This is a genomic window from Haladaptatus sp. AB618, from assembly GCF_024136965.1.
In the GTDB taxonomy this organism is placed as follows: Archaea; Halobacteriota; Halobacteria; order Halobacteriales; family Haladaptataceae; genus Haladaptatus.
Window position 1 is genome coordinate 122,632 of record NZ_JAMYJX010000001.1, and the last position, 25,322, is coordinate 147,953.

The 25,322-nt window shown below is 61.0% G+C and carries 25 protein-coding genes; 19 read left to right on the forward strand and 6 right to left on the reverse strand.

From position 1 onward, the window contains the following. Window positions 1–374 precede the first annotated feature (374 nt). Entirely contained in the window at window positions 375–1,208 is an 834-nt protein-coding gene (locus NKF26_RS00660) for a TrmB family transcriptional regulator (protein ID WP_253233893.1), read from the forward strand. A 6-nt stretch (window positions 1,209–1,214) separates the two neighbouring features. On the opposite strand, the gene NKF26_RS00665 is transcribed toward NKF26_RS00660, so the two are convergent. Continuing rightward, window positions 1,215–1,538, reverse strand: coding sequence for a HalOD1 output domain-containing protein (locus tag NKF26_RS00665; protein WP_253224824.1), 324 nt, complete (start codon window positions 1,536–1,538; stop codon window positions 1,215–1,217). 256 nt (window positions 1,539–1,794) lie between these two features. Here NKF26_RS00665 and hemC point away from each other — a divergent pair, with 256 nt between their 5' ends. The 4 genes from hemC (at window position 1,795) to NKF26_RS00685 (ending at window position 5,946) form a co-directional block, all read left to right on the forward strand. After that, window positions 1,795–2,895 carry a hydroxymethylbilane synthase gene (gene hemC, locus NKF26_RS00670; RefSeq protein WP_253233894.1) on the forward strand — a complete coding sequence of 367 codons (1,101 nt, stop codon included), beginning with the start codon at window positions 1,795–1,797 and terminating at the stop codon, window positions 2,893–2,895. Next, window positions 2,892–3,641: a uroporphyrinogen-III synthase gene (locus tag NKF26_RS00675; RefSeq protein WP_369682109.1), complete on the forward strand. Its 750-nt coding sequence runs from the start codon at window positions 2,892–2,894 to the stop codon at window positions 3,639–3,641. The genes hemC and NKF26_RS00675 overlap by 4 nt, the downstream gene beginning before the upstream one ends. Before the next feature lie 27 nt (window positions 3,642–3,668). After that, window positions 3,669–5,081 carry a DHH family phosphoesterase gene (locus tag NKF26_RS00680; RefSeq protein ID WP_253224827.1) on the forward strand — a complete coding sequence of 471 codons (1,413 nt, stop codon included), beginning with the start codon at window positions 3,669–3,671 and terminating at the stop codon, window positions 5,079–5,081. Window positions 5,082–5,316: 235 nt separating this feature from the next. Further along, on the forward strand, window positions 5,317–5,946 hold the full coding sequence (locus NKF26_RS00685; protein WP_253233896.1) for a hypothetical protein: 630 nt from the start codon (window positions 5,317–5,319) through the stop codon (window positions 5,944–5,946). 229 nt (window positions 5,947–6,175) lie between these two features. Here NKF26_RS00685 and NKF26_RS00690 read toward each other — a convergent pair whose 3' ends face one another. Then, window positions 6,176–6,964, reverse strand: coding sequence for an N-acyl homoserine lactonase family protein (locus NKF26_RS00690; RefSeq protein WP_253224829.1), 789 nt, complete (start codon window positions 6,962–6,964; stop codon window positions 6,176–6,178). Between the two features lie 99 nt (window positions 6,965–7,063). On the opposite strand from NKF26_RS00690, the gene NKF26_RS00695 reads away from it, so the two are divergent. The 4 genes from NKF26_RS00695 (at window position 7,064) to NKF26_RS00710 (ending at window position 10,520) form a co-directional block, all read left to right on the forward strand. Then, complete coding sequence (locus tag NKF26_RS00695; protein WP_253224830.1) at window positions 7,064–7,402, forward strand: DUF5783 family protein; 339 nt, start codon at window positions 7,064–7,066, stop codon at window positions 7,400–7,402. A gap of 123 nt (window positions 7,403–7,525) precedes the next feature. Continuing rightward, window positions 7,526–7,882, forward strand: a complete 357-nt coding sequence (locus tag NKF26_RS00700) for a NifU family protein (protein ID WP_066139919.1) — start codon at window positions 7,526–7,528, stop codon at window positions 7,880–7,882. Window positions 7,883–7,963: 81 nt separating this feature from the next. Beyond that, entirely contained in the window at window positions 7,964–9,469 is a 1,506-nt protein-coding gene (locus tag NKF26_RS00705) for a sulfatase (protein ID WP_253224831.1), read from the forward strand. Between the two features lies 1 nt (window position 9,470). After that, window positions 9,471–10,520, forward strand: a complete 1,050-nt coding sequence (locus NKF26_RS00710) for a flippase-like domain-containing protein (protein WP_066139925.1) — start codon at window positions 9,471–9,473, stop codon at window positions 10,518–10,520. Between the two features lie 3 nt (window positions 10,521–10,523). On the opposite strand, the gene NKF26_RS00715 is transcribed toward NKF26_RS00710, so the two are convergent. After that, window positions 10,524–11,423, reverse strand: coding sequence for a ketopantoate reductase family protein (locus tag NKF26_RS00715; protein WP_253224832.1), 900 nt, complete (start codon window positions 11,421–11,423; stop codon window positions 10,524–10,526). A 48-nt stretch (window positions 11,424–11,471) separates the two neighbouring features. After that, on the reverse strand, window positions 11,472–11,795 hold the full coding sequence (locus tag NKF26_RS00720) for a rubredoxin-like domain-containing protein (RefSeq protein WP_253225576.1): 324 nt from the start codon (window positions 11,793–11,795) through the stop codon (window positions 11,472–11,474). A 162-nt stretch (window positions 11,796–11,957) separates the two neighbouring features. On the opposite strand from NKF26_RS00720, the gene NKF26_RS00725 reads away from it, so the two are divergent. The 5 genes from NKF26_RS00725 to NKF26_RS00745 all read left to right on the forward strand — a co-directional run bounded on the left by NKF26_RS00725 (window position 11,958) and on the right by NKF26_RS00745 (window position 14,714). Next, entirely contained in the window at window positions 11,958–12,269 is a 312-nt protein-coding gene (locus NKF26_RS00725) for a hypothetical protein (RefSeq protein WP_253224833.1), read from the forward strand. Between the two features lie 94 nt (window positions 12,270–12,363). Next, window positions 12,364–13,170: a prephenate dehydratase gene (gene pheA / locus NKF26_RS00730; RefSeq protein WP_253224834.1), complete on the forward strand. Its 807-nt coding sequence runs from the start codon at window positions 12,364–12,366 to the stop codon at window positions 13,168–13,170. Window positions 13,171–13,226: 56 nt separating this feature from the next. Further along, on the forward strand, window positions 13,227–13,664 hold the full coding sequence (locus tag NKF26_RS00735; protein WP_253224835.1) for an Hsp20/alpha crystallin family protein: 438 nt from the start codon (window positions 13,227–13,229) through the stop codon (window positions 13,662–13,664). A 107-nt stretch (window positions 13,665–13,771) separates the two neighbouring features. Further along, window positions 13,772–14,224, forward strand: a complete 453-nt coding sequence (locus NKF26_RS00740) for a peroxiredoxin (RefSeq protein ID WP_253224836.1) — start codon at window positions 13,772–13,774, stop codon at window positions 14,222–14,224. A gap of 58 nt (window positions 14,225–14,282) precedes the next feature. Continuing rightward, the gene (locus tag NKF26_RS00745; RefSeq protein WP_253224837.1) at window positions 14,283–14,714 is read left to right on the forward strand and encodes a hypothetical protein; all 432 of its coding nucleotides are present in this window, start codon (window positions 14,283–14,285) and stop codon (window positions 14,712–14,714) included. A 27-nt stretch (window positions 14,715–14,741) separates the two neighbouring features. Here NKF26_RS00745 and leuS (NKF26_RS00750) read toward each other — a convergent pair whose 3' ends face one another. Beyond that, the gene (gene leuS, locus NKF26_RS00750) at window positions 14,742–17,375 is read right to left on the reverse strand and encodes a leucine--tRNA ligase (RefSeq protein WP_253233897.1); all 2,634 of its coding nucleotides are present in this window, start codon (window positions 17,373–17,375) and stop codon (window positions 14,742–14,744) included. Window positions 17,376–17,518: 143 nt separating this feature from the next. Between leuS (NKF26_RS00750) and leuS (NKF26_RS00755) the strand changes: the two genes are divergently transcribed. Both leuS (NKF26_RS00755) and NKF26_RS00760 read left to right on the forward strand, forming a co-directional pair. Beyond that, window positions 17,519–20,425, forward strand: a complete 2,907-nt coding sequence (gene leuS / locus NKF26_RS00755; RefSeq protein ID WP_253233898.1) for a leucine--tRNA ligase — start codon at window positions 17,519–17,521, stop codon at window positions 20,423–20,425. Between the two features lie 167 nt (window positions 20,426–20,592). Beyond that, the gene (locus NKF26_RS00760) at window positions 20,593–21,456 is read left to right on the forward strand and encodes a polysaccharide deacetylase (protein ID WP_253233899.1); all 864 of its coding nucleotides are present in this window, start codon (window positions 20,593–20,595) and stop codon (window positions 21,454–21,456) included. Here NKF26_RS00760 and NKF26_RS00765 read toward each other — a convergent pair whose 3' ends face one another. Then, window positions 21,457–23,064: a hypothetical protein gene (locus NKF26_RS00765; RefSeq protein WP_253233900.1), complete on the reverse strand. Its 1,608-nt coding sequence runs from the start codon at window positions 23,062–23,064 to the stop codon at window positions 21,457–21,459. Between the two features lie 368 nt (window positions 23,065–23,432). On the opposite strand from NKF26_RS00765, the gene NKF26_RS00770 reads away from it, so the two are divergent. The 3 genes from NKF26_RS00770 (at window position 23,433) to NKF26_RS00780 (ending at window position 25,313) form a co-directional block, all read left to right on the forward strand. Continuing rightward, entirely contained in the window at window positions 23,433–23,714 is a 282-nt protein-coding gene (locus NKF26_RS00770; protein WP_066139951.1) for a GYD domain-containing protein, read from the forward strand. An 83-nt stretch (window positions 23,715–23,797) separates the two neighbouring features. After that, entirely contained in the window at window positions 23,798–24,208 is a 411-nt protein-coding gene (gene hisI / locus NKF26_RS00775; protein ID WP_253224842.1) for a phosphoribosyl-AMP cyclohydrolase, read from the forward strand. Beyond that, on the forward strand, window positions 24,201–25,313 hold the full coding sequence (locus tag NKF26_RS00780; RefSeq protein ID WP_253224843.1) for a hypothetical protein: 1,113 nt from the start codon (window positions 24,201–24,203) through the stop codon (window positions 25,311–25,313). Before hisI ends, NKF26_RS00780 begins: the two co-directional genes overlap by 8 nt. Window positions 25,314–25,322 lie beyond the last annotated feature (9 nt).

Genomic DNA, 25,322 nt, shown 5'->3' on the forward strand with positions numbered 1-25,322 from the left:
CCCTGGTATAACCTTACTGTGATTATCCGGGTGAACAATCTGAGATTTGATGTGTGCGGTGATGTAATTTTACTTCGAATGAGGGCGTGCTAGCCTTCAATTTATATTTATTGTGGCGTATTGCTGCCCGTTATTAAAATCTCGTCCCGTTCGATCTTGTCTCTCCAATCTCGTTTTTCACGGTGCGATCACATGTAATGAGTGTTTAACGATATTTGAGTGCGAGATGTTCATACATACTGAACTACTACCCTGTTAACCGAACGACGACGATTCTGTCAGGTGGGTTCGTCTTGTTGGACAGGAACTGACTTGTGAGAGGCGGTAAAACAATGAGGGCAGAGCCGGAAACTCCGGTTACATGGTTGGGACCCATGAAGGACGAATCAAATCATCAGCAGGCAGTCGAATTGTTACAGCAGCTTGGGTTGAAAGAGTACGAGGCGAGGTGTCTCGTGGCGTTGTCACGACTTCCACAGGGGACAGCCAAGGAGATAAGCGATATCTCCGATGTCCCTCGAACGCGTGTTTACGACGCGATTCGAGTGTTGGAGAGCAAGGGACTCGTCGAAATCCAGCATTCGAACCCACAGCGATTTCGTGCCGTTCCCATCGAGGAAGCCGCAGAAACGCTCCGCCAGGAGTACGAGTCGCGAACGGAGACGCTGGTCGAGTCGATAAACGAAATCGAACCCGTGCAGTCGGACGAGGACGACGAAACGACTCACGAGGTTTGGTCGCTGGACGGTGCGTCGGCCGTTCGGAATCGGACGCGGCAGCTTATCGACACCGCTGACGAAGAACTCGTCCTCGTCATCGGTCACGAAGCAGCCATCACTCCTGATTTGGTCGAACAGCTACAAGAGACGTACGCGAGTGGCATCCGTGTCCTCATCGGCACGCCGAACGACGCGATACGCGACAGAATCCGGCGAGAGATTCCGGACGCCACCGTCTTCGTTTCGGGGCTGGAGTGGCTCGAAAGCTCGTCGATTCGGGAGTCCGACGATACGGTCATCACGAGTATGCTGCTGGTCGATGGGGAGACGATTCTGGTCAGTTCGGCTCACGAAACGGATACCGGCACGGTCATCGAAGAGAAGGCCGTGTTCGGTCGTGGATTCGACAACGGAATCGTCGTCATCGCTCGGCGACTGATGGCAACCGGGCTGTTCTCGACCGAAGAGCCGAAAATCGCGGACGAATAACTGATCTCATTCCGGCGGCTCGGAACCGTCCGGCCGCACGCAAACTTCCCCGTCACTTCGAATGGTTACGTGGTACCCATAGTACTCGAAGGAGACGGTACTTTCCCCACCAAACTCCGACGCCTGCGGGCGAACTATCGAGTCCAGTGAATCCGGATCGACGTGCTCGTACAACGGTTCAAGCTCGCTTTGTGGACGGTTTTCTATCGTCGCTATCGTTTCTGCGACGGCGATACTGGGCGACGTGGAGGACCAATCGTACCGAACGCGTGTCGTATTCGAATCGGCTTCCGAATCGTCCTCGTCGATTGGTGACTTCTCTCCACTCATGGTATTCACTTCGTACGAACCTAGGAAACATAAGAGTAGTGTGATTATGTGAGTTAATCACCTCTTTCGAACAACGCATTTGGTCCGCGATTCGGACATATCGAAGGTGGTTCGGACGTTCGTCGGCATCGCCGGTCGAAGAGACGCTCGAATCCTCGCCCCCGATTCATATTCGTGCAACCCTCACCAACTTCGACAGACGACCGCCGAAACGGGTTGCGAAGGTGGTTTCAATGTCGGGGTCTCACTGTCGGATATGAGCCATCGAGGAAAGGAACTCCGTCTCGCTACACGAGGGTCCGACCTCGCCATTCGACAATCGGGAGAGGTAAAGGCGGCACTGGAAGACCGCCGGTACTCCGTCGAACTGGTGGAAGTAGCAACCACGGGGGATCAACTGGACGACGCACTCATCACGGAACTGGGAAAGACCGGCGCGTTCGTCCGTGATCTGGACCAGCAGGTGTTGGACGGCGACGTGGACGGCGCAATCCATTCGATGAAGGACATGCCGACCGAGCATCCGAACGAACTCATCGTCGCGGCCGTCCCCGAGCGCGCGAGCGCGAAGGACGCCCTCGTGACGCCCGACGGCAAGCCGATCGACGCGCTTCCCGACGGTGCGGTCGTCGGCACGTCGAGTCTCCGGCGGAAAGCCCAACTGCTGAACTTCCGTCCCGACTTGACCGTCGAACCGCTCCGCGGCAACGTCGATACACGAATCGAGAAACTCCTCGCGCCGATTCTTCAAGCGGAACACGAGGAGCGAACCGAGGAGGAAAAGGAACGAAAGGGCCACGTTGGCAAGAAGGACAGCTACGAATTCCCGTACGACAAGAACATAGACGAGTGGTTCAACGACCTCTCGGAGGTCGGACGCGGCGCGCTCGAACGCGACATCGAAACGGAGTACGACGCCATCGTCCTCGCCGAGGCGGGACTCCAGCGCAGCGGTCTCGCCCATCACGTCGAGTACGACAGACTGCCGCCGAAGCAGTTCGTCCCCGCGCCGGGACAGGGTGCGCTGGCGGTCATGACGTTGGATTCGGAACTCGCCCACGACCTTCATACCGTCCTCGACCACCCACGGACGCGGGTCGAGACGACCGTCGAGCGAACGATCCTTCGCGAGTTGAACGGCGGTTGTATCGCCCCGATCGGCGTCCACAGCATCATCCAAGGCGAAAACGTCCACGTGGACGTACAGGTGTTCAGTCAGGATGGCTCCGAGGTCATCTCCCTCAAACGTGACGTGCCGGTCGAAACGCACGTCACCGGTGCGAAGCAGGTGGCGAACGAACTCGCCGAGCGTGGTGCCCGCGACCTCATCGCGGAAGCCCGCGAAGGGAGTGAGTGACGATGAAGGTCGCCGTCTTCCGGCCGGACGACGAACGTCTCGACGAGGCGGTGGAACTGTTGGAATCGCTCGACGTGAACCCCGTTCCGGACCCAATGCTGGCGGTTCGTCCGACGGACGAAACGCCACACCACGCCGATTTCGTCGTTTTGACGAGCAAGACGGGCGTCGAACTCGCCGACAAGAACGGCTGGAATCCCGGCGATGCGACCGTCTGTGCCATCGGCGAACGTACCGCCGCGACGCTCCGCGAGTACGGCTACGACGTCGATATCGTCCCGGACGAGTTCTCCTCACGGGGACTCGTCGCAGTGCTCGCCGACCGCGTCGATGGAAAGTCCGTCGAAGTCGCCCGCAGTGACCACGGCAGCGACGTGTTGACCGACGGCTTGGCGAACGCCGGTGCCGACGTCCACGAGACGGTGCTGTACGAACTCGTCCGGCCAAAAGGGGCCGGTCGTTCGGCGGAAATCGCCGCCGACGGCGACCTCGACGCCGCCTTGTTCACGTCGTCGCTCACGGTCGAACACTTCCTCGACGCCGCCGAAGACCGGGACATCCGGGACGAGGTGACGGACGCACTGGACGACGTTCTCGTCGGTGCTATCGGCGGTCCGACGAACGACACTGCCCGCGAGCACGGTGTTCGCGTCGATGTCGTCCCCGACACTGCTTCCTTCGACCGATTAGCGGAGGAGGCCGTCGCCCGCCTCCACGACGAACCGAACGGCGAGGCCCAAGTTTAAATCCGAGAACGTGACAAGGATGTTCCCATGAGTAGCCCGGTTCCCGAGTTGGAAGCCCGCGCGACGGCCTGTGCGGACAGAGTACGCGAAGCGGACGATATACTGCTCGCCTCGCACATCGACGCCGATGGTTTGACGAGCGCCGCTATCGCGTCGTCCGCCCTCGAACGCGCCGGGGTGCCGTTCGAGACGGTGTTCTGCAAGCAACTGGGCGCTGATGAACTGGCCGCAATCGCGGCAACCGACTACGACACCGTCCTCTTCACGGACTTCGGGAGCGGCCAACTCGACATCATCGCGGAACACGAGTCGGCGGGCGACTTCGAACCGGTCATCGCCGACCACCATCAGCCAGCGGATGTGGATACCGAATTCCACCTCAACCCGCTTCTATTCGGTCTGGACGGCTCCTCGGAACTCTCCGGTGCTGGCGCGAGTTACGTCCTCGCGCGGGCGCTCGAACCCGACGGCGGCGACAACCGCGACCTCGCCGCCCTCGCCGTCGTCGGTGCGGTCGGCGACATGCAGATTTCCGACGGTGAACTCGTCGGCGCGAACACGGGTATCGTCGAGGAAGGACTCGACGCGGGCGTGGTCGAAACCGGTACCGACCTCGCGCTGTACGGCAAGCAGACCAGACCCCTCCCGAAACTCCTGGAGTACGCGACGGACGTGTACATCCCCGGTATCTCGAACGACCAGAACGGCGCCCTCCGATTTCTCAATGGCGTCGGTATCGACTTGAAGGAAGATGGAGACTGGCGGCGCTGGGTCGATTTGACGGCCGACGAACGCCAGACCGTCGCCAGCGCGCTAGTCAAGCGAGCCATGAGAAAGGGCGTCTCGGCGACCAAAATCGACGGATTGGTCGGCACGACGTACACGCTCGCCGCGGAACCCGAGGGAACCGAACTCCGCGACGTGAGCGAGTTCTCCACCCTGCTCAACGCGACGGCGCGCTACGACCGCGCGGACGTCGGTCTCGCGGTCTGTCTCGGCAACCGTGACGCCGCGTTGGAGCGGGCCAGAACGCTCCTGAAGAACCACCGACGAAACCTCTCGGAGGCCATCGGTTGGGTGCAGTCCGAGGGCGTGACGAAGGAGGAGAACGTCCAGTGGTTCCACGCGGAGGACAGAATCCGTGAGACCATCGTCGGCATCGTCGCCGGGATGGCCGTCGGCGCGAACGGTATCGACCGCAACGTTCCCATCATCGCGTTCGCCGACGAGGACGACGAAAACGTGAAAGTCTCCTCGCGCGGAACGCCCCACCTCACCCGCAAGGGACTCGACCTCTCGGTCGTCATGAAAACCGCCTCACAGGCAGTCGGCGGCGACGGCGGCGGCCACAACGTCGCCGCCGGTGCGACGGTGCCGAAAGGCACGGAAAAGGAGTTCATCGAGCGCGCCGACGACCTTGTCGGCGAGCAACTCGGGTAGCGGTTCGATTTCTATTCCGTCTCGTTACCGTACAGGTGGTGAAACCCCTGATGATCCGCCCGCGGAACCGGAGAAGCCCGTGTCGTGTGTGGCATCGACGTAGGCTTCTGAAATACACTCGCGACATCATGGCACGGCAAGTGATCTACCAAAAGACCTAGTTGGCAGAGGGCGTGTTTATATTACATCATTTCAAAAGATATAATATAATGAAATCATTGAATACAAGTGGACAATGAGTGAAAAAGAACTTGGACGGCGACGATTCCTACGATCGACTGCGGCCGCTGGGATCGGTATCACCGGTGGAATCGCCGCGAGTGGCACAGCAGCAGCAGATAACTCACGTGAAATACAGGTTTTTTCCAATAGTAATTACTGGGAGTATCAAATATTCACCAAAATAGGCTTCGACGACGTAGAAAAGGGTAGTTATGCTGACGGAGATGACTACATTTCCAATGCGGGAAACAACGCGGGTGGACAGGTTAGTAAGGGAGGGCAAGACACCTTCTGGATGGATTCTGACGATTGGATCACTGGCATTAGTGTCACCTATAACGATTACGGATACATAGATATCGACGTAGCATCACCAACGGATTACTACCAAGCAATCGGTGTACAGAGAGACCAGAATCCGGACTGGCCCGGATATAATTACACCATCGACATCGATGGGGATGTGGAACCCAATGATAGTCATAATTATTTCGACTATGGTCAAGATTCTATTGATGGTGGGACATTCAGAGGTACTGTTGACCCCGGGGATACAGACAGTGTCCTGAGAACAGGACCTCCGACACACGTATTCATTGAAGATCCGAACTCCCCCGGACTTGGATTGGAGATCTTTTTATAATCTCCGCACAGGCTGTGTGCGAAAGCACAAAGAAAGCGCTTTAACGGACCGCAGAAGCCGAGGCAGCGGTCCTAATACCGATCCAGAGAACCTCGCCGAGACCCTAATTAGTATGCTCGCCACGAGATCCGGCGCAAGGAAAATCATCCCCACGAGAACGATCACAGACACTGAGACCCCGAAAGACCACACCAACGTTGCCGCTCGACGTTTTCCATCCCATGAAGCCTCAGTATTTCCCCACCAGTTCTTCGAACCGTCCGAGGTCGTGGCCGTGCAACACGTCGCAGTCATCCACTCGCTCCAACTCTTTCAGCGTGTACAGGCTCTCGCGCCACGCGCGCTCGCTCCACAGCAAGCCGGGACCGAGCGGCACCTCGTCTGTGTAGTTCGCATCGACGTAGGCCTCATCGCCCGCGATAAGTAGGGTTCCCGCTTCCGTCTCGATTCGCGCGCCGAGGACGCCCGGCGTGTGTCCCGGCAGGTGATGGAGTTCGAAGCCGTCGGCAATCGTGTGCGTGTCACGGTGGACGATTTCCCAGTTCAAATCACGGTCGAAGTCGGGTGCCAAGTAAGCAATCGACCCGTCGTCCGTCTTCGCCGAGTAGTAGGCGAACTTGAGTTCCTCCTCGTGGACGTACACCGGGACGTCCCTCCCCTCGAACCTGTCGAGTTGCCCCGCGTGGTCGAGGTGGAGGTGACTCATCACGACGCCATCGATGTCGTCGAGTCCGTATCCGTTCTTCTGAAGGTCGTCTTCGAGCGCGTGCTCCTCGGCGTCGTAGGCTTCGAACGCGCCGTACAACGGGTCGGGCCAGGACTCGGCGGCGTTTTCCGGACAGCCGGTGTCCCAAAGAAACGTCCCGGCGTCCGTCTCGATGACGGCGTTCCAGACGACGAAATCGATCAACTCGTGGGTGGGGTTCGGATTTTCGGCGCTCGCCATCGAGTAACCGTCGATGACGTAGGCGGTGTCGGCACGGACGCGGCCACGGTCGATGAGTGTGACTTCGGGCATACCGTGACGTTTGTTCCGTATGACATAATTCCTCTCGGTTTGGAGACTGCTGCACTCGAATCGCCCGCATTTTTACTTCCTGCTCCCCACGGTTCAGCTATGACCGAATTCGATGCCGAGAAGTTCGAGGACAAGTACGTCCACTACTTCAACGAACTCCAGCGTGGGTACAAGAACGCCTTCAGCTACATGAACGAGCGGTACGATTCCAAACTCATCCACGCCATCGACCAAGAGGTACTGAACGAGAGCGAACCGTTCTATCAGGGGGACGGCGAGTTTCGCATCGACCTCCCCGAGAACCCGACCGACCGCGTGCGGAGCGTTGTCGTGGAGGACGAGAAACTCGAAGAGACGCTTTCGGTGTACGTCGAGCGGTTGGAGTACGAACTGGCACGCGTCTTTGGATTCGAACCGAGCGATCCGGACGAGAACTAACGACGCTGCGGTTTTCTACCTCGTTGAAAACCCCGAAAAGTCACGGTTCAGCGGTGATTCCTGCCGGATTCGGTTTATGAGACAGTGGAAAGGCCTAAGGAGGCTCACCCCATATCCGGATACATGAGCACCGAAACTCAGGAAGACGGAGACGACCTCGAAGAACGGGTCACGAACTTCCTGCGCCGCAACTTCCCGCAGATTCAGATGCACGGCGGTAGCGCTGCGATCCAGCACATCGACCGCGAGTCCGGCGAAGTTACGATCATGCTCGGCGGCGCATGTAGTGGCTGTGGTATCTCCCCGATGACGATTCAGGCTATCAAGAGCCGAATGATCAAGGAGATTCCGGAAATCAACAAAGTCATCGCCGAAACCGGCATGGGCGGTGGCGACGGAATGGGTGGCGGCATGAGTCCATCCTTCCCCGGCGAGTCCAGCGATGACGACGATGACGAAGGCCCGCAGGCTCCGTTCTAATTCCGCTATTTTTAGTTTTCGGCCGATTCCATGGGCTGAATCACGATATTTATCCCACCGGACGCTGTAGCAGGCGTTAGTATGACGAACGACGACGCCACGGCGCAAAACGTCGTATTCGTTGTGATGGATACGGTGCGTAAAGACCACCTCTCTGTCTACGGATACGATCGCCCGACAACGCCGGGCCTCGAACGGTTCGCGGAGGAAGCAACCGTCTTCGAGCAGGCGGTTTCCCCCGCTCCTTGGACCCTTCCGGTGCATGCCTCTTTGTTCACTGGAATGTATCCCAGCGAACACGGCGCGAGCCAGGAGAACCCGTATCTGGAAGGTGCGACGACGCTCGCACAGACCCTCTCCGCTGCGGGGTACGATACCTCGTGTTACTCCTCGAACGCGTGGATCACGCCGTACACCCATCTGACGGACGGTTTCGACGACCAAGACAACTTCTTCGAAGTGATGCCCGGCGATTTCCTCTCCGGGCCGATGGCGAAGGCGTGGAAGACGATGAACGACAACGAGTCGCTTCGGAAGGTCGCGGACAAACTGGTCAGCCTCGGCAACGTGGCTCACGAGTACCTCGCCAGCGGCGACGGTGCGGACTCGAAAACGCCACAGGTCATCGACCAGACCATCGAGTTCATCGACGACTCCGACGGCCCGTACTTCTCGTTCATCAACCTGATGGACGCTCACCTTCCGTATCACCCGCCGAAGGAGTACCGAAAGGAGTTCGCTCCCAACGTCGATTCCACCAAGGTGTGCCAGAACTCGAAGGAGTACAACTGCGGCGCACGCGACATCAGCGACAAGGAGTGGGACGCGATTGGCGGCCTTTACGACGCCGAAATTCGCCACATCGACGACCAACTCCAACGGCTGTTCTCGTGGATGCAGGAGAACGACGAGTGGGACGACACCATGGTCGTCGTCTGTGCCGACCACGGGGAACTGCACGGTGAACACGACCTGTACGGTCACGAGTTCTGTATCTACGACCCGCTCATCAACGTCCCGCTGATGGTCAAACACCCCGAGATGGAGTCGGGTACGAGCGACCAACAGGTCGAACTCATCGACGTGTACCACACGATTCTCGACCACACCGGCGTCTCCGGGTCGAACTCGACGCGGCCGCTCGAAGAGGCGCGGTCGCTCCTCAACGAGGACTACCGCGCGTTCGCCGAGGACGTCCCGGGTGACGGCGAGTGTGCATTCGTGGAGTACTACCGACCGGTGGTCGAACTGAAACAGCTAGAGGAGAAAGCGAAGAGCGCGAACATCACGCTGGACGAGGACTCGCGCTTTTACTCGCGGATGCGTGCTGCTCGCAGACCCGACGCCAAATACATCCGCAACGAGCGCATCGAGGACGAGTTCTACAAACTCGACGACGACCCCGGCGAGTTGAACGACCTCCGGGGCGAGGGAACCGAGGAAGAGGTCGAACTCGAAGCCGCGCTCTCCGCGTTCGAGGAGACGGTCGGCGGCGAGTGGAACGAGGTCTCCGACGGTGACGACGTGCTCGACGATATGAGCGACGACGCCAAGGACCGCCTCCAAGACCTCGGTTACATCGACTAACGTGACCGACAAGTCGGCTCCGGACGGCGGAAGTGCGCTGTCCGCAGGACTGTCGGAGCGGTTCGGGACCGGCAAGCTACTGCTGGGCTTCGTTGTCGCGGTCGTCCTCATCTACCTGATCGTCGTCGCCTCCGGGTGGCGACGAGTGCTTCATGCCCTCCAGGGTGCGGACTACACGTGGATGTGGATCGCCTGCCTTTCGACGTTTATCGGCCTCGCCGCGTGGGGCAAGGCGTGGCAGATCGTTCTCGCCGTGCTCGACATCAAGGTGGAGTTCAAACGCCTCGTCGTCACCTACCTCGCGGCGACGTTCGCCAACTACGTCACCCCGTTGGGACAGGCTGGCGGCGAACCGTTCATCGCCTACATCCTCTCGCGGGATACGGAGGCGAACTACGAGGACAGCCTCGCGAGCGTCGTGACGGCGGACCTGCTCAACCTCCTGCCGTTCTTCAACTTCGCGGCGCTCGGGTTGAGCTATCTGCTCATCCGCGCGTCGCTTCCGGACGACGCGAAGACGCTGGCGCAGGGACTCGTGATACTGGCGTTCGGTATTCCAGCTCTCGCCTACGCCGGTTGGCGGTATCGAGAGCGCGTCGAAGACCTCGTGATCCGCTTCATTGCCCCCATCGCCACCCGCACGTCACGGATCACGGTCGACGGGATTCGACAACGTATCGACCGGTTCTATCACTCGCTGGAGCGCATCGCGAGCGAACCGCGCCAACTGCTGTTCGCGCTGGTGTTCTCGTACACGGGTTGGATCTTCTTCGCCCTGCCGCTGTATTTCGCGGGGCGGGCGCTCGGCCTGCCACTTCCACTGGTGCTCGTGCTGTTCATCGTTCCGGCGAGTACGCTGGCCGGACTGACGCCGACGCCGGGCGGACTGGCGGGCGTCGAGGCGGCGCTCACGGTCCTCATGGTCGGACTCGTTCCGGCGATTTCGTGGAGTTCGGGCGTGGCAGCCGCCATGGTCTACCGGTTTGCGAGTTACTGGTTCGTGCTCCTCATCGGTGGCATCGCGTCGCTGTTCGTCATCATGCGGTCGTGACGTTCAGCTTCCGCCTTTTCTTCCTTCCCACGTTTTCACCAATCCGGCGAGCGTTCGGTTGACGGGCGTCTCGATACCGTGTTCCCGCCCGCGAGTGACGACGTAGCCGTTTATCGCGTCGATTTCGGTCCGCTTCCCTCCTTCCACGTCCTGGCGCATCGAGGAGGTGTTCGCAGTGGTCGCGGTCGCGACCGCCGTGACCGCACCGACCGCGTCCTCGTCCGTCAACTCGACGCCTTCGGCACGCGCGACGGCGGCCGTTTCACGGGCCGCCGTCGCCGCGATAGTTTCGGCGTCCCCACGGAGCAACGCGCCGTTTTCGACCCGCGCGAGCGCGGTGGTCGGGTTGATTCCCGCGTTAACTGCGAGCTTCTCCCACAGCCTTCGGGGCATGTCTTCGGCAATCGTCGTCTCGATGCCTGCCGCGGAAAACGCCTCCCCGACCCTGTCCGCCGCGTTCGAACGTCCGCCGTGGTGTGCACCGAGTACCACGTCACCGACCCCGGTACACTCGACGTGGCCGGGTTCGGACAGCACCGCGCCGTAGGTCGCGGTTCCGGCGAGGACTGGGCAGTCGAGGTGCTCTGCGAGGATTTCCTCGTTTCCCATCCCATTTTGGAGCGAGAGAATCGTCTCGAATTCGCCTGTCGCTAGCTCCTCTGCGGCGGTGATGGTGTGAAAGGCCTTGACCGTCACGACGGCGCAGTCGGCGCGGAGACCGGTCCCGTCGGTGGTCGCGTCGGGCCGAACTCGAAAATCGAACTCGCCGCCCACCGTCAGTCCGACGTCGCGTACTGCGCTCGCGTGCGGGTCGCGGGCGACGAGCGTCACCGTGTGCTCACGGGCGAGTAACCCGCCGATGAGACTGCCGAGACTCCCCGCACCGAACACGACCACGTTCATACTCGACCGAGGAATCCGAGGGTGAAAAATTCAGCCGTCTTTCGACTCTCAGTCTTCCGTCCAGTAGTAGAGTTCTTCCTTCGGGACGCCGCAGTTGGGACAGGTATCCGGTAGGTTGTCGTCCAGATCACCCATCTCGCCGCAGTTCGAGCAGCGCCACATCAGCTCCGCTTCGCCGAGTTCGTGGCCCGCACGGGCGTGCTCCACCGAGAGTGCTTCGTAGCCCTCCCGCATGGTAACGTAAAAGCCGGAGTCGTCGAAGCCCCGGATGTCCCCCAATCGGTTTCCGTTGTCGTCGTAGACGGTTTGTCCGAGTTTGAGTCGGTCCACATCGATCTCCACGTCCGGATCGTCACCTGAATCGCTCACCATGTGTGTGAGTTCGCCGTTCATCATCTTAAAAGCGACCGCCGTCACGCGTTCCGCCGACTCGTTTCTCATCGTGATCTGACGGCCAATATTATGGTTTCCATGCGTATGCAAGCCCGGAACTGACACGGAAACGTCCCCAACAAACGATCGACACGAGGACTCATGCTCAACGAGACGATCAACACGAACCATGGAACGGTAACGACGAATCACGACACGATAATGCAGTGGGTCGAAAAACACGACGGTCGCCCGGCGACGGACGAGATGACCCCCCACAGCATCGAATACCTCCGAATCGAATTCCCGAACATGGACGACACTGAAGCACTCGCGACCGTCGGGTGGCGTGAATGGTTCGAGGAGTTCGAAGCCCAAGAACTGGCCTTCGTGTATCCGAATCACGACGAATACGACGACCCGAGTCAGGCGTACAAACTCGTGGACCGAACGACGGCCGCCGAGCACACGTGATTCCGACACGACCGTGATCTCCGATTATTCGCTGTTGTCGACATAATTGACCGTCCCCGACGCGTTTTTGCCTCCCCACTCGAAACCCCTGGCCATGCAAGCAGTAACCCTCGGTCCGGCGGGTACCTACTCACATCGGGCCGCCAGCGCAGTCGCGGACGACGTCGAATTCCTGGAATCCGTCACCGACATCGTGAAAGCGGTCGCCGGTGGCGAGTACGCTCGCGGTGTCGTCCCCATCGAGAACAGCATCGAAGGAAGCGTCACGGCGACGCTGGACGCCCTCGCGGACAACGACGTTGCGGTCGTCCGCGAACTCGTGACGCCGATCCGTCACGCCTTGATGGCCCAGAGTACCGACTTCGAAACGGTCGCCAGCCACGCACAGGCGCTCGCCCAATGTCGGCCGTACCTCGAACGCGAGTACCCCGACGTGAAACGAGAGGCCGTCACGAGCACCGCTCGTGGCGTCGAACGCGCCCGCGCCGACTCGTCAGTGGCCGGTATCGCCCACCCCGACAACGCCGGGGAACTGACCATCCTCGCGGAGGACATCCAGGAACGCACGTCGAACGCGACCCGGTTTTTCGTCCTCGCGCCCGCGGACGAACGCTCCGACGCGGGCGGTAAATCCTCGCTCGTCGTGTATCCCGGTTCGAACTATCCCGGTCTCCTGCTCTCGCTCCTCGAACCGTTCGCCGACCGCGCCATCAACCTCACCCGCGTCGAATCACGACCGAGCGGGGAACGACTCGGCGACTACGTCTTCCATCTCGACTTCGAGGCGGGTCTGTACGAGAAACGCGCCAAAGACGCGCTCGCCGAAGTCGAGTCGCTTGCGGAGAACGGATGGGTGCGGCGACTCGGATCCTACGACACGCAACACGTCATCGACGGGTGACGTAACTTTCAGCGTGAATTTTTAAGCCGTCGTACGTCGAACGGTGAGACGGAATCATGGCCGGACGAAAGAATCCCTTCGATGAGTTAGAGGAACTGTTCGAACGAATGGGCCGCCAGTTCGAGAGCATGGGTGACCAGTTCGGCGGGGGCGGTATGGGCTGGCAACCCGGCGGCATGTCGCTCGATATGGCCGACCGTGGCGACGAGTTCGTCGTCACCGCCGACCTGCCGGGCTTCGAGAAGGACGACATCGACATCTCGCTCCGCGGAGACCGCCTTCGAATCTCGGCCGAGAGTTCGGCCGAAACCGAGGCCGGTGACGAGGACTTCCTCCGGAAGGAACGCCGCCAGCAGTCGATGAGTCGAACGCTCACCGTTCCGGAACCCGTGGACGAGACGGGCGTCTCGGCGGAGTACAAAAACGGCGTGTTGACCGTCACGCTCCCGAAGGAGATGGACGAGGACGATTCGCACGACATCGAAGTCAACTGATCGTCCGCCGCGACTTCCCGCCCGTCCCGATACCCGTAGACCCGTGGTAAACGGCGGGACTTACAGCAACCACAACTCCCTTGCTATCTCGGGCATAATCGCGGCACATGACGCTCGACGCAGGCGACGACGCGCCCGAGGTGACCGCGCAGAACCAGCACGGCGAGACGGTATCCCCGTCCTTCGAAGCGCCGACGGTCGTGTACTTCTACCCGCGTGACGACACGCCGGGGTGCACCATCGAGGCGAAGCAGTTCAACGCGGAACTGGAGAGTTACCGCGACGCCGGTGCGACCGTCTACGGCGTCTCGACCGACGACGTGGACAGCCACGACGCGTTCGCCGACAAGTTCGACCTCGAATTCGACCTGCTGGCCGACCCGGACGGCGAAATCGCCGACTCGTTCGGCGTCGAAATCGAGAACGACTTCACCCAGCGAACCACGTTCGTCCTCGCGGACGGCGAAGTCCAGGCTGTCTACCCCGGCGTGGACCCCGACGGCCACGCGCGCGAAGTGTTGCAGGAGATGCTCGACGACGAACTCGTCGTACTGGACTGATCGGACCGGTTTCGGGTTCGGTTGCTAGTTTTTTGTCTCCGCTCAGTGACGTTCGCGTATGGAATTTCGCTCGAACCTTCCCGAAGGAGTCATCGGTGCGGTTCAGTGGGGTGTGACGGGATTCTTCTGCTTTCTGATCGGCTTCGCGTCCGTCGCGTGGTATCTCTCCTCGACACGGGCGACGTATTTCATCGACGGCACGCCTGCTGCAATCGTATTTCTCCTCTCCATGATCATCGCCGGATTCCTCTGGGGAGTTCGAAATCCGGACGGGCAGCGAAAGCGCATCGAGGTTACCATCTGGCTGCTCGTCCTCGGATTCCTCCTCCCGATGCTGACCAACCTAATCTCCGTCTCTTCGGGACTCTCGGATACCGTAACGACGTTTTCAGTTCTTCAAATCCTCGCACATATCCTGGTCATTTTCGTCGCTTACGGCTCGGTGTACGGACTCGATTTGGTGGTGTTTCTGCCAGACGAAACGAGTTGACAAAATCATGACTGATGGGCCGGTCCGTCAGTCGATGTGTATCGCGGGGCGACCGGGACGCGCTTTCGCCGCCAAGTCGCCGTCGGCCTCGTCGGCCGTCAACAGGTGAACGTCGGCGTCGAACTCACGCTCGAACAGCCAGTTCGCCCGTCGAAGCGCGACCTGCTCACGCTCCGGCGAGAGCGTTTCCGGAAGCGACTGGCGCTCCTGTTGTAGCTCCTGTCCGTACTTCGCGGCGTCGTCGCCCTGCTTCCGTATCTCGTCTTCCTGCATGATTTCGCCGATGACGTTGGGGGCGTCGGACTCGCGCGCGATGTCGAGCGCCTCGAACTGCCACGGCGCGGCGACGACGATGTCGATGCGTTCGGGGTCGTCGATGTCCGCGATGGTGACGATGTGGCGAACGTCCTCCTGGGTGTTCTCGACCAACTGACGGGCCAGTTCGAGTTCTGTCGGGTCCATCTCGGGTTCCGGCCACTCGGCTTCGACGACGAAGCCCTCGCCACCGAGGTCGCCCCACAGTTCCTCGCAGATGTGCGGGGTGACGGGTGCCAACAGTTTGACGACGGTTCGCAGGCCGCGTTCGAGCGTCGGGCCGTGCGGCGAGGTTTCTTCGCGGTAGCGCGTGAGCAGGGTCGTCAGTTCCTGTGTCTCGCGGAGCGCACCGTTGAACGTCAGCGACTCGAACTCGTCGTTGGCGATGGCGACGGTGGCGTCGATTTCGCGTTCGACGTACTCCGCGACTTCGTCGTGCTCGCCGTCGAGCGACGATTCGACGAACGATTCGACCGCCCCGGCGAGACGTTCGAGGAACTGGTGGCTCGATTTGACGCCCTCCTCGGTCCAGTCGAAGTCCTTCTCCGGTTGGGCGGCCTGCATCGTGAACAGACGGGCCGTGTCGGCACCGTACTCCTCGACGATGCGCTGGGGCGAGACGACGTTGCCCTTGCTCTTGGACATCTTGTCGCCGTCGAGCAGGACCATCCCCTGCGTGACGAGGTTCGTGAACGGTTCGCGGTGGGAAAGCAGTTCCATGTCGGAGAGCACCTTCGTCACGAACCGCGAGTACAGCAGGTGCATGACGGCGTGCTCGATGCCGCCGACGTACCGGTCGACCGGCATCCAGTCGTTCGCCTGCTCGGTGTCGAACGGGGCGTCGTCGAGGTGCGGCGAGACGTACCGCAGGAAGTACCACGACGAGTCCATGAACGTGTCCATCGTGTCCGTCTCGCGGCGCGCATCGCCACCACACTCGGGACACTCGACGTGGTTCCACTCCTCGGCCGCGTCCAGCGGGTTTCCGGTCGTCTGCACGAATTCGGGCAGTTCGACCGGCAGTTCCTCGTCCGGAACGCTGACCGGCCCACACTCCTCACAGTGGATGATCGGAATCGGCGTTCCCCAGTAGCGTTGTCGCGAGATGCCCCAATCACGGAGGCGGTACTGGACGTCGTGAGCGGCGCTCTCGATGTCCGCTTCCAACCGCTCGCGAGCATCGTCGCTGTCGAGGCCGTCGTAGTCATCGCTGTTGACGAGAACGCCGTCCTCGGTGTAGGCCGCCTCGCTCACGTCCGGAACGTCGTCCTCGCTCGGTGCGACGACGGGGGTGATGTCCACGTCCATCGACGTCGCGAAGGCGTGGTCGCGGGAGTCGTGGCCCGGAACGCCCATCAGCGCGCCCGTCCCGACGTCCGTGAGGACGAAGTCGGCGACGAACACGGGAATTTCCTCGCCCGTTGCGGGGTTCGTCGCGGTCAGATCGGTGGCGATACCTTGCGGTTCGTCGCCCTCCGGGTCGGCGACTTCGTCCACGAAGTGTGCGATGTCCTCGTCTTCCGCGGCCAGTTCCTCGGCGATGGGGTGGCCGGGAGCGAGCGCGAAGAAGGAGACGCCGAAGATGGTGTCGAGTCGGGTGGTGAACACCTCGACGGGACCGTATCCTTCGACGTCAAACTCGACGGTGGAACCGTGCTGGCGGCCGATCCAGTTTCGCTGCATCTGGCGGACGTTGGACGGCCAGCCGTCGAGTTCGTCCAAATCGTCGAGGAGTTCGTCGGCGTACTCGGTGATCTTCAGGAACCACTGGTCGAGTTCGCGCTGTTCGACGGGGGTGTCACAGCGCCAGCAGAGTTCCGCGTCCCCTTCGACCTGTTCGTCGGCGAGCACCGTCTCACACGACGGACACCAGTTGATTTCGGCGGCTTCCCGCTCCACGAGTCCTTCCTCGCGGAACTGGGTGAACAGCCACTGGTTCCAGCGGTAGTAGTCGGGCTGGCACGTCGTGATTTCGCGCTCCCAGTCGTAGCCGAAGCCCATGTCCGCCATCTGCTCGCGCATCGTGTCGATACACGAGAGCGTCCAGTCGCGCGGGTTCGTGTCGCGTTCGATGGCCGCGTTCTCGGCGGGCAGACCGAACGAGTCCCACCCCATCGGGTGGAGGACGTTTTCGCCGTCCATGCGCTTGTATCGGGCGTAGGCGTCCGTTATCGTGTAGTTACGGACGTGACCCATGTGGAGTTGGCCGGAGGTGTACGGGAACATCCCGAGGACGTACGCCGGGTCGGACGCCTCGTCCGGGATGTGGAAGACGTCGGCGTCGTCCCACGCCTCCTGCCATCGATGCTCGATTTCCGTGTGGTCGAACTGTCGTCGTGTTTTCATGCGAGAATCCGGGTTGTTCATCCTTTGTTCCGTTTGGCTTCTATACGTTGTCATCTGGCAGCGCCGTTCACTTCCGATTTTCCGTGTTCTCGTGTATCTGTCAGGTAGACACCTCTTTTACCGTCGCACGTCTCCGATAGGGTATGAGTGACTACGAGCCACGGGAAATCGAGTCGAAGTGGCAGTCTCGGTGGGCGGAAGATGGTCGATATGAGGTCGATCCATCCCAGTCTGAGGCTACCTTCGTCACGGTCCCCTACCCGTATCCGAGCGGGGGAATGCATATCGGCCACGCGCGAACCTACACCGTCCCGGACGTGTGGGCGCGGTATCGTCGTCTGCAGGGCGACAACGTGTTGTTTCCCATCGCGTGGCACGTCACCGGCACCCCCATCGTCGGCGCGGTGGAGCGCCTGAAAAAACGGGAACCCGAACAGATGTCCGTGCTGCAGGACACCTACAACGTCTCCGACGAGGACCTGTCCGAGATGGAGACGCCGATGGGGTTCGCCCGCCACTTCATCGAGGACAGTTACAAGAAGAACATGCAGTCGTTGGGCCTCTCCATCGACTGGCGGCGCGAGTTCACGACGAACGACGAGCGCTACTCGAAGTTCATCACGTGGCAGTACGAGACGCTCAAAGAGCGCGGCCTGCTGGAGAAAGGCCTGCATCCCGTCAAATACTGCACGAACGAGCAGAACCCGGTCACGACCCACGACCTGCTGGAGGGCGAGGAAGCCGAGTTCCAGGAGTACACCCTCGTGAAGTTCAATTGGGTTGCTGACGACTCTGAAATCACGGTCCCGATGGCGACCCTGCGCCCGGAGACGGTTCACGGCGTGACGAACGCCTACATCGACCCGGACGCGGAGTACGTCGAAGCCGACGTTGACGGAGAGATATGGCTCGTCTCCGAATCCGCCGCCGAGAAACTGGAACTGCAGGCCCACGACGTGGAAATCCGAGACCGATTTACCGGCGAGCGACTCGTCGGCGAGCACGTCACGAATCCCATCACGGGTGACGACGTACTGGTCCTGCCCGCGAACTTCGTGGACGCCGAGAACGCCACGGGTGTCGTGATGTCCGTCCCGGCCCACAGTCCCGACGATTGGGTAGCTTTGCAGGAGGCCAAGAGCGCGGGGCGACGGGCCGCGGAACAGTCGAGCGGGCAGAGCCCGCGAGACACCGACGACGCCCGGATGGAGAAATACGGCATCGACCCTGCGGAAGTCGACGCCATCGAACCGAAGGCCATCATCGACGTGGAAGGCTACGGCGAGTTCCCGGCGGAGGACGCCGTGGCGGAACACGGTATCGAGGATTCATCTGACCCCGCCTTGGAGGATGCCACCCAGGAGGTGTACAACCGCGAGTTCCACAGCGGGAAGTTGGGTCCGATGTACGGCGACTACGCCGGGGAAATCGTGGAAGACGTGCGCGACGACCTCAAAGAGGAGTTCCAAGAACAGGGGTCGTTCGGCACGATGCACGAGTTCAGCGAGGAGGTCGTCTGTCGCTGTGGCGGGGCCGTCGAAGTCGCCGAACAGGACACCTGGTTCCTGCGGTACAACGACGAGGCGTGGAAAGCGAAGGCCCACGAGGTAGTCGCCGGACTGGACGCGATTCCGGAGAATACCCGCGAGCAGTACGACCACACCATCGACTGGCTGAACGAGTGGCCGTGCATCCGTAACTACGGATTGGGCACCCGCCTGCCGTGGGACGACGATTTCGTCATCGAACCGCTGTCGGACTCGACCATCTACATGGCCTACTACACCATCGCCCATCGAATTTCCGACGTTCCGGTCGAGGAGATGGACAGGGAGTTCTTCGACACGTTGTTTTATGGGAGTGAAGCAGTGGATGATCCCAACGAAACCGCCCTCTCCCTGCGCGAGGAGTGGGACTACTGGTACCCGGTCGATTACCGCTGTTCCGCGAACGACTTGGTCAGCAACCACCTGACCTTCTTCCTGTTCCACCACGCCGAACTGTTCGACCCGGCGAACTGGCCGCAGGGCATCACCGTGATGGGCATGGGCCTACTGGAGGGCGAGAAGATGTCCTCCTCGAAGGGCCACGTCGTCCTGCCGGAGAACGCCATCGAGAAGTACGGTGCCGACACGGTCCGCTTCTTCCTGATGAACAGCGCCGAACCGTGGCAGGATTACGACTGGCGGAGCGACCAGGTCGAGGGCACCGGGAACCAACTGCGGCGGTTCTGGAACCGCGCGAACGACACGATTGCGGCCCCGGAAGGCGAACGTGACCTGCAGCACATCGACCGATGGCTGCTGTCGAAACTACAGGCAACGGTCCGCGAAGCCACGGACGCGTTGGACCGCTTCGAGACGAGAACGGCCAGCCAAGCCGTCTTCTACGGTTTCGAGGAGCACCTGAAGTGGTACCGCAAGCGGACCGACACGGACCGACCGGGCGCACGCTGGACGCTTCGCAAGGTACTGGACACCCGCCTGCGCCTGTTGGCTCCGTTCATTCCGTTCATGACCGCGGAACTCCACGAGCGCTTGACGGGCGAACCGATGAGCGAATCGACGTGGCCGGACCCCGATGCCGACTTCGAGAGCACCGTCACGGAAATCGAGGAGTCGCTGGTCTCCGGGTTGACCGACGACATCCGCGACATCGTGGACGTGACGAACACCGACCCCGTGACGATTCGGGTGTACGTCGCCGCCGACTGGAAGCGCAAAGTGCTCTCGGCCGTGGTCGAGAACGGCCCGAACGTCGGTGCGGTGATGGGTGAAGTCATGCAGGACGCGGACCTGCGCGAGAAGGGCGACGACGTGAATCAACTCGCCCAGACGCTGGTCGAGGACGTGCGCGAGCGCCCCGACGACCAGGCCGAAGTGCTGACGAACGTGGACGAGGTCGCCGTCTACGACGACGCCCGCGACTTCTTCGAACGCGAGTTCGACGCCGACGTCGAGGTCTACCGCGAGGGCGACGACGTGCCCGACCCCGAGGACAAAGCACGCCACGCCACGCCACTGCGACCGGCCATCCATCTGGAAGGATAAGTCGGCACGCTCGACCGAATTTCCCTGTGCGGTGGTCGTCTTCTGCCGTCCGTTCTTCATCGTCCGTTTTCTGCCGCCCGTTCTCCGCTCACGTCGCTAATCCAACCGCCCACAAAAACTCACAAATGAGCTACAGGTAAGGCGATACCCGTCGTTATGTCTCTTCTATGGCCCGAGCGACCGTCTGCCTGACCTACGACTTCGACGCCGTCTCCGTCTGGATTCACACCTTCGGGGCCGGTGACGCCCCCACACAGCTTTCCCGCGGGGTGTACGGTGCCTGGGTCGGCGCACCCAGAATCCTCGACCTGCACGACAAACACGGGATTCCGGCGACGTGGTTCGTCCCCGGTCACACCATCGAGAGCTTTCCCGAACACGTCGGCGAGGTGCACGACCGTGGATACGATATCCAGTGTCACGGGTGGCGACACGTCAACCCGAGCACGTTCGACAGCAAGGAGGACGAAAAGGACGAGTACGAGCGGGCGATGACGAACATCGAGGACATCACCGGAGACGCGCCGGTCGGGTTCCGGTCGCCCGCGTGGGAGTTCTCCGAGAACACGCTCTCCATCCTCGACGAACTGGGATTCGAATGGGATTCGAGCGCGATGGGCAACGACTTTCACCCGTACTATCTCCGGAAGAATTGGAGCGCTCCCCAGAAGAAACCGTTCCAAATCGGCGACAAAAGCGATGTCGTCGAAATTCCGATTTCGTGGAAACGGGCGGACTTCCCGGCGCTGATGTTCGTCTGGGAGCAGTCGATCCTGTGGGGCTTCGCCGACGAGCGATCCGTGTTCGACCTCTGGAAAGCCCAGTTCGACTGGATGTACGAGCACATGGAGGATGGGATTTTCACGCTGGCGATGCACCCGCAGGTCATCGGACAACCACCCCGAACGACGCGACTGGAGGAACTGATCCAGCACATGCGGACGAAACCCGACGTCGAGTTCGCGGACGTGAGCACGGTTGCAGACGAAATTCGAAGTGGTGACCGCGACGTTTCGGAAATGATAGGGTAGTTATCCGGTTGAGTTTCCACCGCCGGAGGTACCGCCACCGCCGGAGGTTTCGCCGCCGCCACCGGACGTGCCACCACCGCCACCGCCGGAGGTTTCGCCGCCGCCACCGCCGCTAGTGGTTCCGCCGCCACCGCCACCGCCGCCTGGTTGCTGAGTTCCTTGTCCTTGCCCTTGACCACTCTGCGCTTGGCTTGCTGCCGTCTGTTGCACTTGTTGTGGAGATGCACCGTTCGCTGCCGCTTCGACCCCCTGCTGTGCACCGCTCTCCGCGGCGTTGAGGATGACGTTGATGTTGACGTTCTGGTTGACTGCCCCCTGTTTGACGGCCCCGGTCGCACCACCCAAGGCCGCTGCTTTCACGCCTTTCGCGGAGACGCCGGGGTTTTGCTCGGCCGCAGTGGTCGCACCCTGTGCCGCACCGAACGCGGCATTGAGAATGACGTTGATATTGACGTTCTGGTTGATAGCGCCCTCTCGGACACACCCCTGCGCTGCACCGGCCGCGGCGTTGAGAACGACGTTGATGTTGACGTTCTGGTTGAGTGCGCCCTTCGCCGCGCCGAGTGCCGCATTGAGAACGACGTTGATGTTGACGTTCTGGTTTACTGCCCCCTGTACTGCGCCCTGCACCGCCCCGGCCGCGGCGTTGAGAACGACGTTGATGTTGATGTTCTGGTTGATGGCTCCCTGCGCCGCCCCGGCTGCGGCGTTGAGGATGACGTTGATGTTGATGTTCTGGTTGATGGCGCCCGCTTTGACACCACCTTGTGCCGCGCCAGCCGCGGCGTTAAGGATGACGTTGATGTTGACGTTCTGATTGATGCTTCCCTGCACCGCACCCTGTGCCGCACCGAGCACCGCGTTTTGGATGACATTGACGTTGACGTTCTGATTTACGACCGCGCGCACGCCACCCTGTGCCGCGCCAACCGCAGCGTTCTGTAGAACGTTGACGTTGACGTTCTGATTGACCATCCCGGCTTTTACACAGCCTTTCGCCGCACCGAGGGCGGCGTTTTGGACGACATTGACGTTCGCGTTTTGATTGACGGCCGCGCCTTTGACACAACCTTTCGCCGCACCGAGGGCGGCGTTCTGCACGACGTTGACGTTCGCGTTCTGGTTGACCGCGCCTTGAGCAGCACCGGCCGCGGCGTTTTGAACGACGTTGACGTTGACGTTCTGATTGACCGTGCCGAGTAACGCACCTTTCGCTGACCCGAACGCGGCGTTCTGGACGACGTTGACGTTGACGTTCTGATTGACTATCGCCCCTTGGGTGGCTCCCTGTATCGCGGCTTGTCGTTGCGCCGCCGTTACGTTCGCCCCCTGGTTTTCAGCGCTGGCGACTCCCTGCTTCGCTCCTTTCAATGCCGCCTGCTGTAGGCCATTACTTGCTCCACCACCCTGTTGCGTTCCAGTGGTCCCCTGTGTGGTCCCCTGTGTTCCCGACGTGATCGGTTCCAAGGTCGTCCCTTGGTTCGTCGTTGGCTGTGCGAGTACCGTCGATGAACTGGCGGATACGAGCAGTCCGGAGAGGAGTGTTCCCCGTCTGAGGAAACTCCGGCGAGTCCCCCGAGCCGCATCCGATTCGTTCTCCTGTGTCATTGTTTCTCTCCCACGATAGCCGACGTACCGGACAGAAGGAAACGATCTGTCGTCGCCAGCATCGTCGGACTCCGATATCGTGACTCACCATCTTCAAGCCAGACAATTGTTCACTCCGTCTCGAACGACGAAGATAACTCTCAGACGACATTAATCCGCAATGTTCGACGGGATATTTGGCATACAGTTCGGTATACTACGTTATACCGGATTAGGTGACGATGGAAATCAACGAGAAACGAACCGAGGAGGCACGTGGTGACCGGGCGGCAAACACCTTACCTCCGTCCGAAATTCACCCTCTGGAAAGGGATCGTTTCGAGACATTGGCTATAACCGTTTTTCTAACCCACACCGTCCGCTCAGGTATGGCAAAGTACGTTGCACTCGTTGACATCCGGACGAGCGTCCAAAACGCGCAGGAACTCGCGTCGACGTGGGGCGACATCCGGTTGGAGTTCGAGGAGTTCGGCGTCGAACTCGATGGAAGTTTTGCCGTGCTCGGCGAGTACGACTTCCTCCTCATCTTCGAGGCACCCGACCGCGATACGGCCTTCCGTGCGGGCATCGCGGTGGAGAGCTACGGAATGGACATGCAAACCATGGAAATCATTCCGATGGACGACTTCGCCCAGTTGGTCGAAGACTGACAGCAGGATTCAAGGAGCTATCATCGATGGTCACTCTTTCCCGAGAGAAAAAGCCTATTCCCCGTCGAAACGTTCGTGGAGGCATGAGCCAGTCGTCCGAAGTCGCCCTCGCGTTCGACGAGAACGAATTACTTCCCGCAATCGCACAGGATGCGGACACCGGAGATGTTCTGATGTTGGCATACGTCTCCCCCGAAGCCGTCGAGAAAACCCTCGAAACCGGGTTCGCCCACTACTACTCCCGCAGTCGGGACGAACTCTGGAAGAAGGGCGGAACCAGCGGCCACCTCCAGCACGTGAAGGACGTTCGCGTCGATTGTGACGCCGACACGTTGCTCTACCGCGTCGAGCAGGACGGTGGTGCCTGCCACGTGGGCTACGAATCCTGTTTCTACCGCAGTATCGAATCCGTCGATCGGGACGGAGACGAACCGACCGCGGAAACCGAAATCGTCGCCGAACGGGTGTACGATCCCGACGAAGTGTATGAGTGATCCACTGACCGACCTCCGAAACGCGGACGAGGCGTGTCGGGAGAAAAACGCCGCCATCGCCGAATACGGCGAAGCGGAGATGAACGCCGTTGCCGACGCCTACCACCGGGCGACACACCTGTTCGACCGCTACGAATCGCGTGCGACCGGGACCGGCGATTTCGAGGCGTTCCTGGAGTTTCAAGGGAAGTTCGGCGATTTCGTGGACGGGTTGCCCGACGACTTGCCCGCACGCGAGGCGTTCGAACGGGCGGAGACGACCATCGACAAACGCCGATTGAGCGAGCGTGATTTCGAGAAGGCGCGAAACGCGCTCACACCCGCGAAGGAAATCGTCGCCCTGTCGGACGAACGCCAGGCGGCACGCGAGCGATACAGGGATACGCGACACACCGTTTCACAGCGGGTAGCGGAACTGGACGAACGAATCGCGTCCCTCGAACGATTACGGGAACTCGGGGACGCAGATCTGGACGCCCCGACGGAACTGCTTCGGGAGCCAATCGACGCCGCCAACGATGCCATCACCGATGCGTTCTCGGAGTTCACACACGACGCGACATCCCGCGAAATGGTCGAGTTCCTCACCGCGACCGAACATTATCCGCTCATCGAGTTTCAGCCGCCGCCGGAAACCCTTCGGGAGTACTTGCTCGGTCGGGACGGCGGGGACCTCACCGTCCCCGAACTGCTCGAATACGCCCACTACTCCCAATCCAAGCTCGACCACTACGTCACTGACCCCGCCGCGTTGAAACGCGCCATCGCCACGAACGAGACGTATCTCGACCGACTCGACCCGGAACCACTCACCATCGACTGGCCACCCGCCTCCGCGAACGAACTCCGCTGGTGGTGTGAGGAGGCGATTCGCGTCGCGGACCGATTCGCACCGCCGGAAACCATCGCACGGCTCCGTAACGTGGAGGACCTCACTCGTCGGGACGATTTCGAACGACTCCGAACGGCAGCCGAAGCACGCTCCGAGTTGACGGACGACGAACGCGACAAACTCGCCAGTGGCGAGGTCGAGGACGAGCTCGCGCGGTTACGGGACGAACGGGGAAAACTGAGCGACGCACTCGATACGTATCCGTCGCGGTAGCGTTTCGAG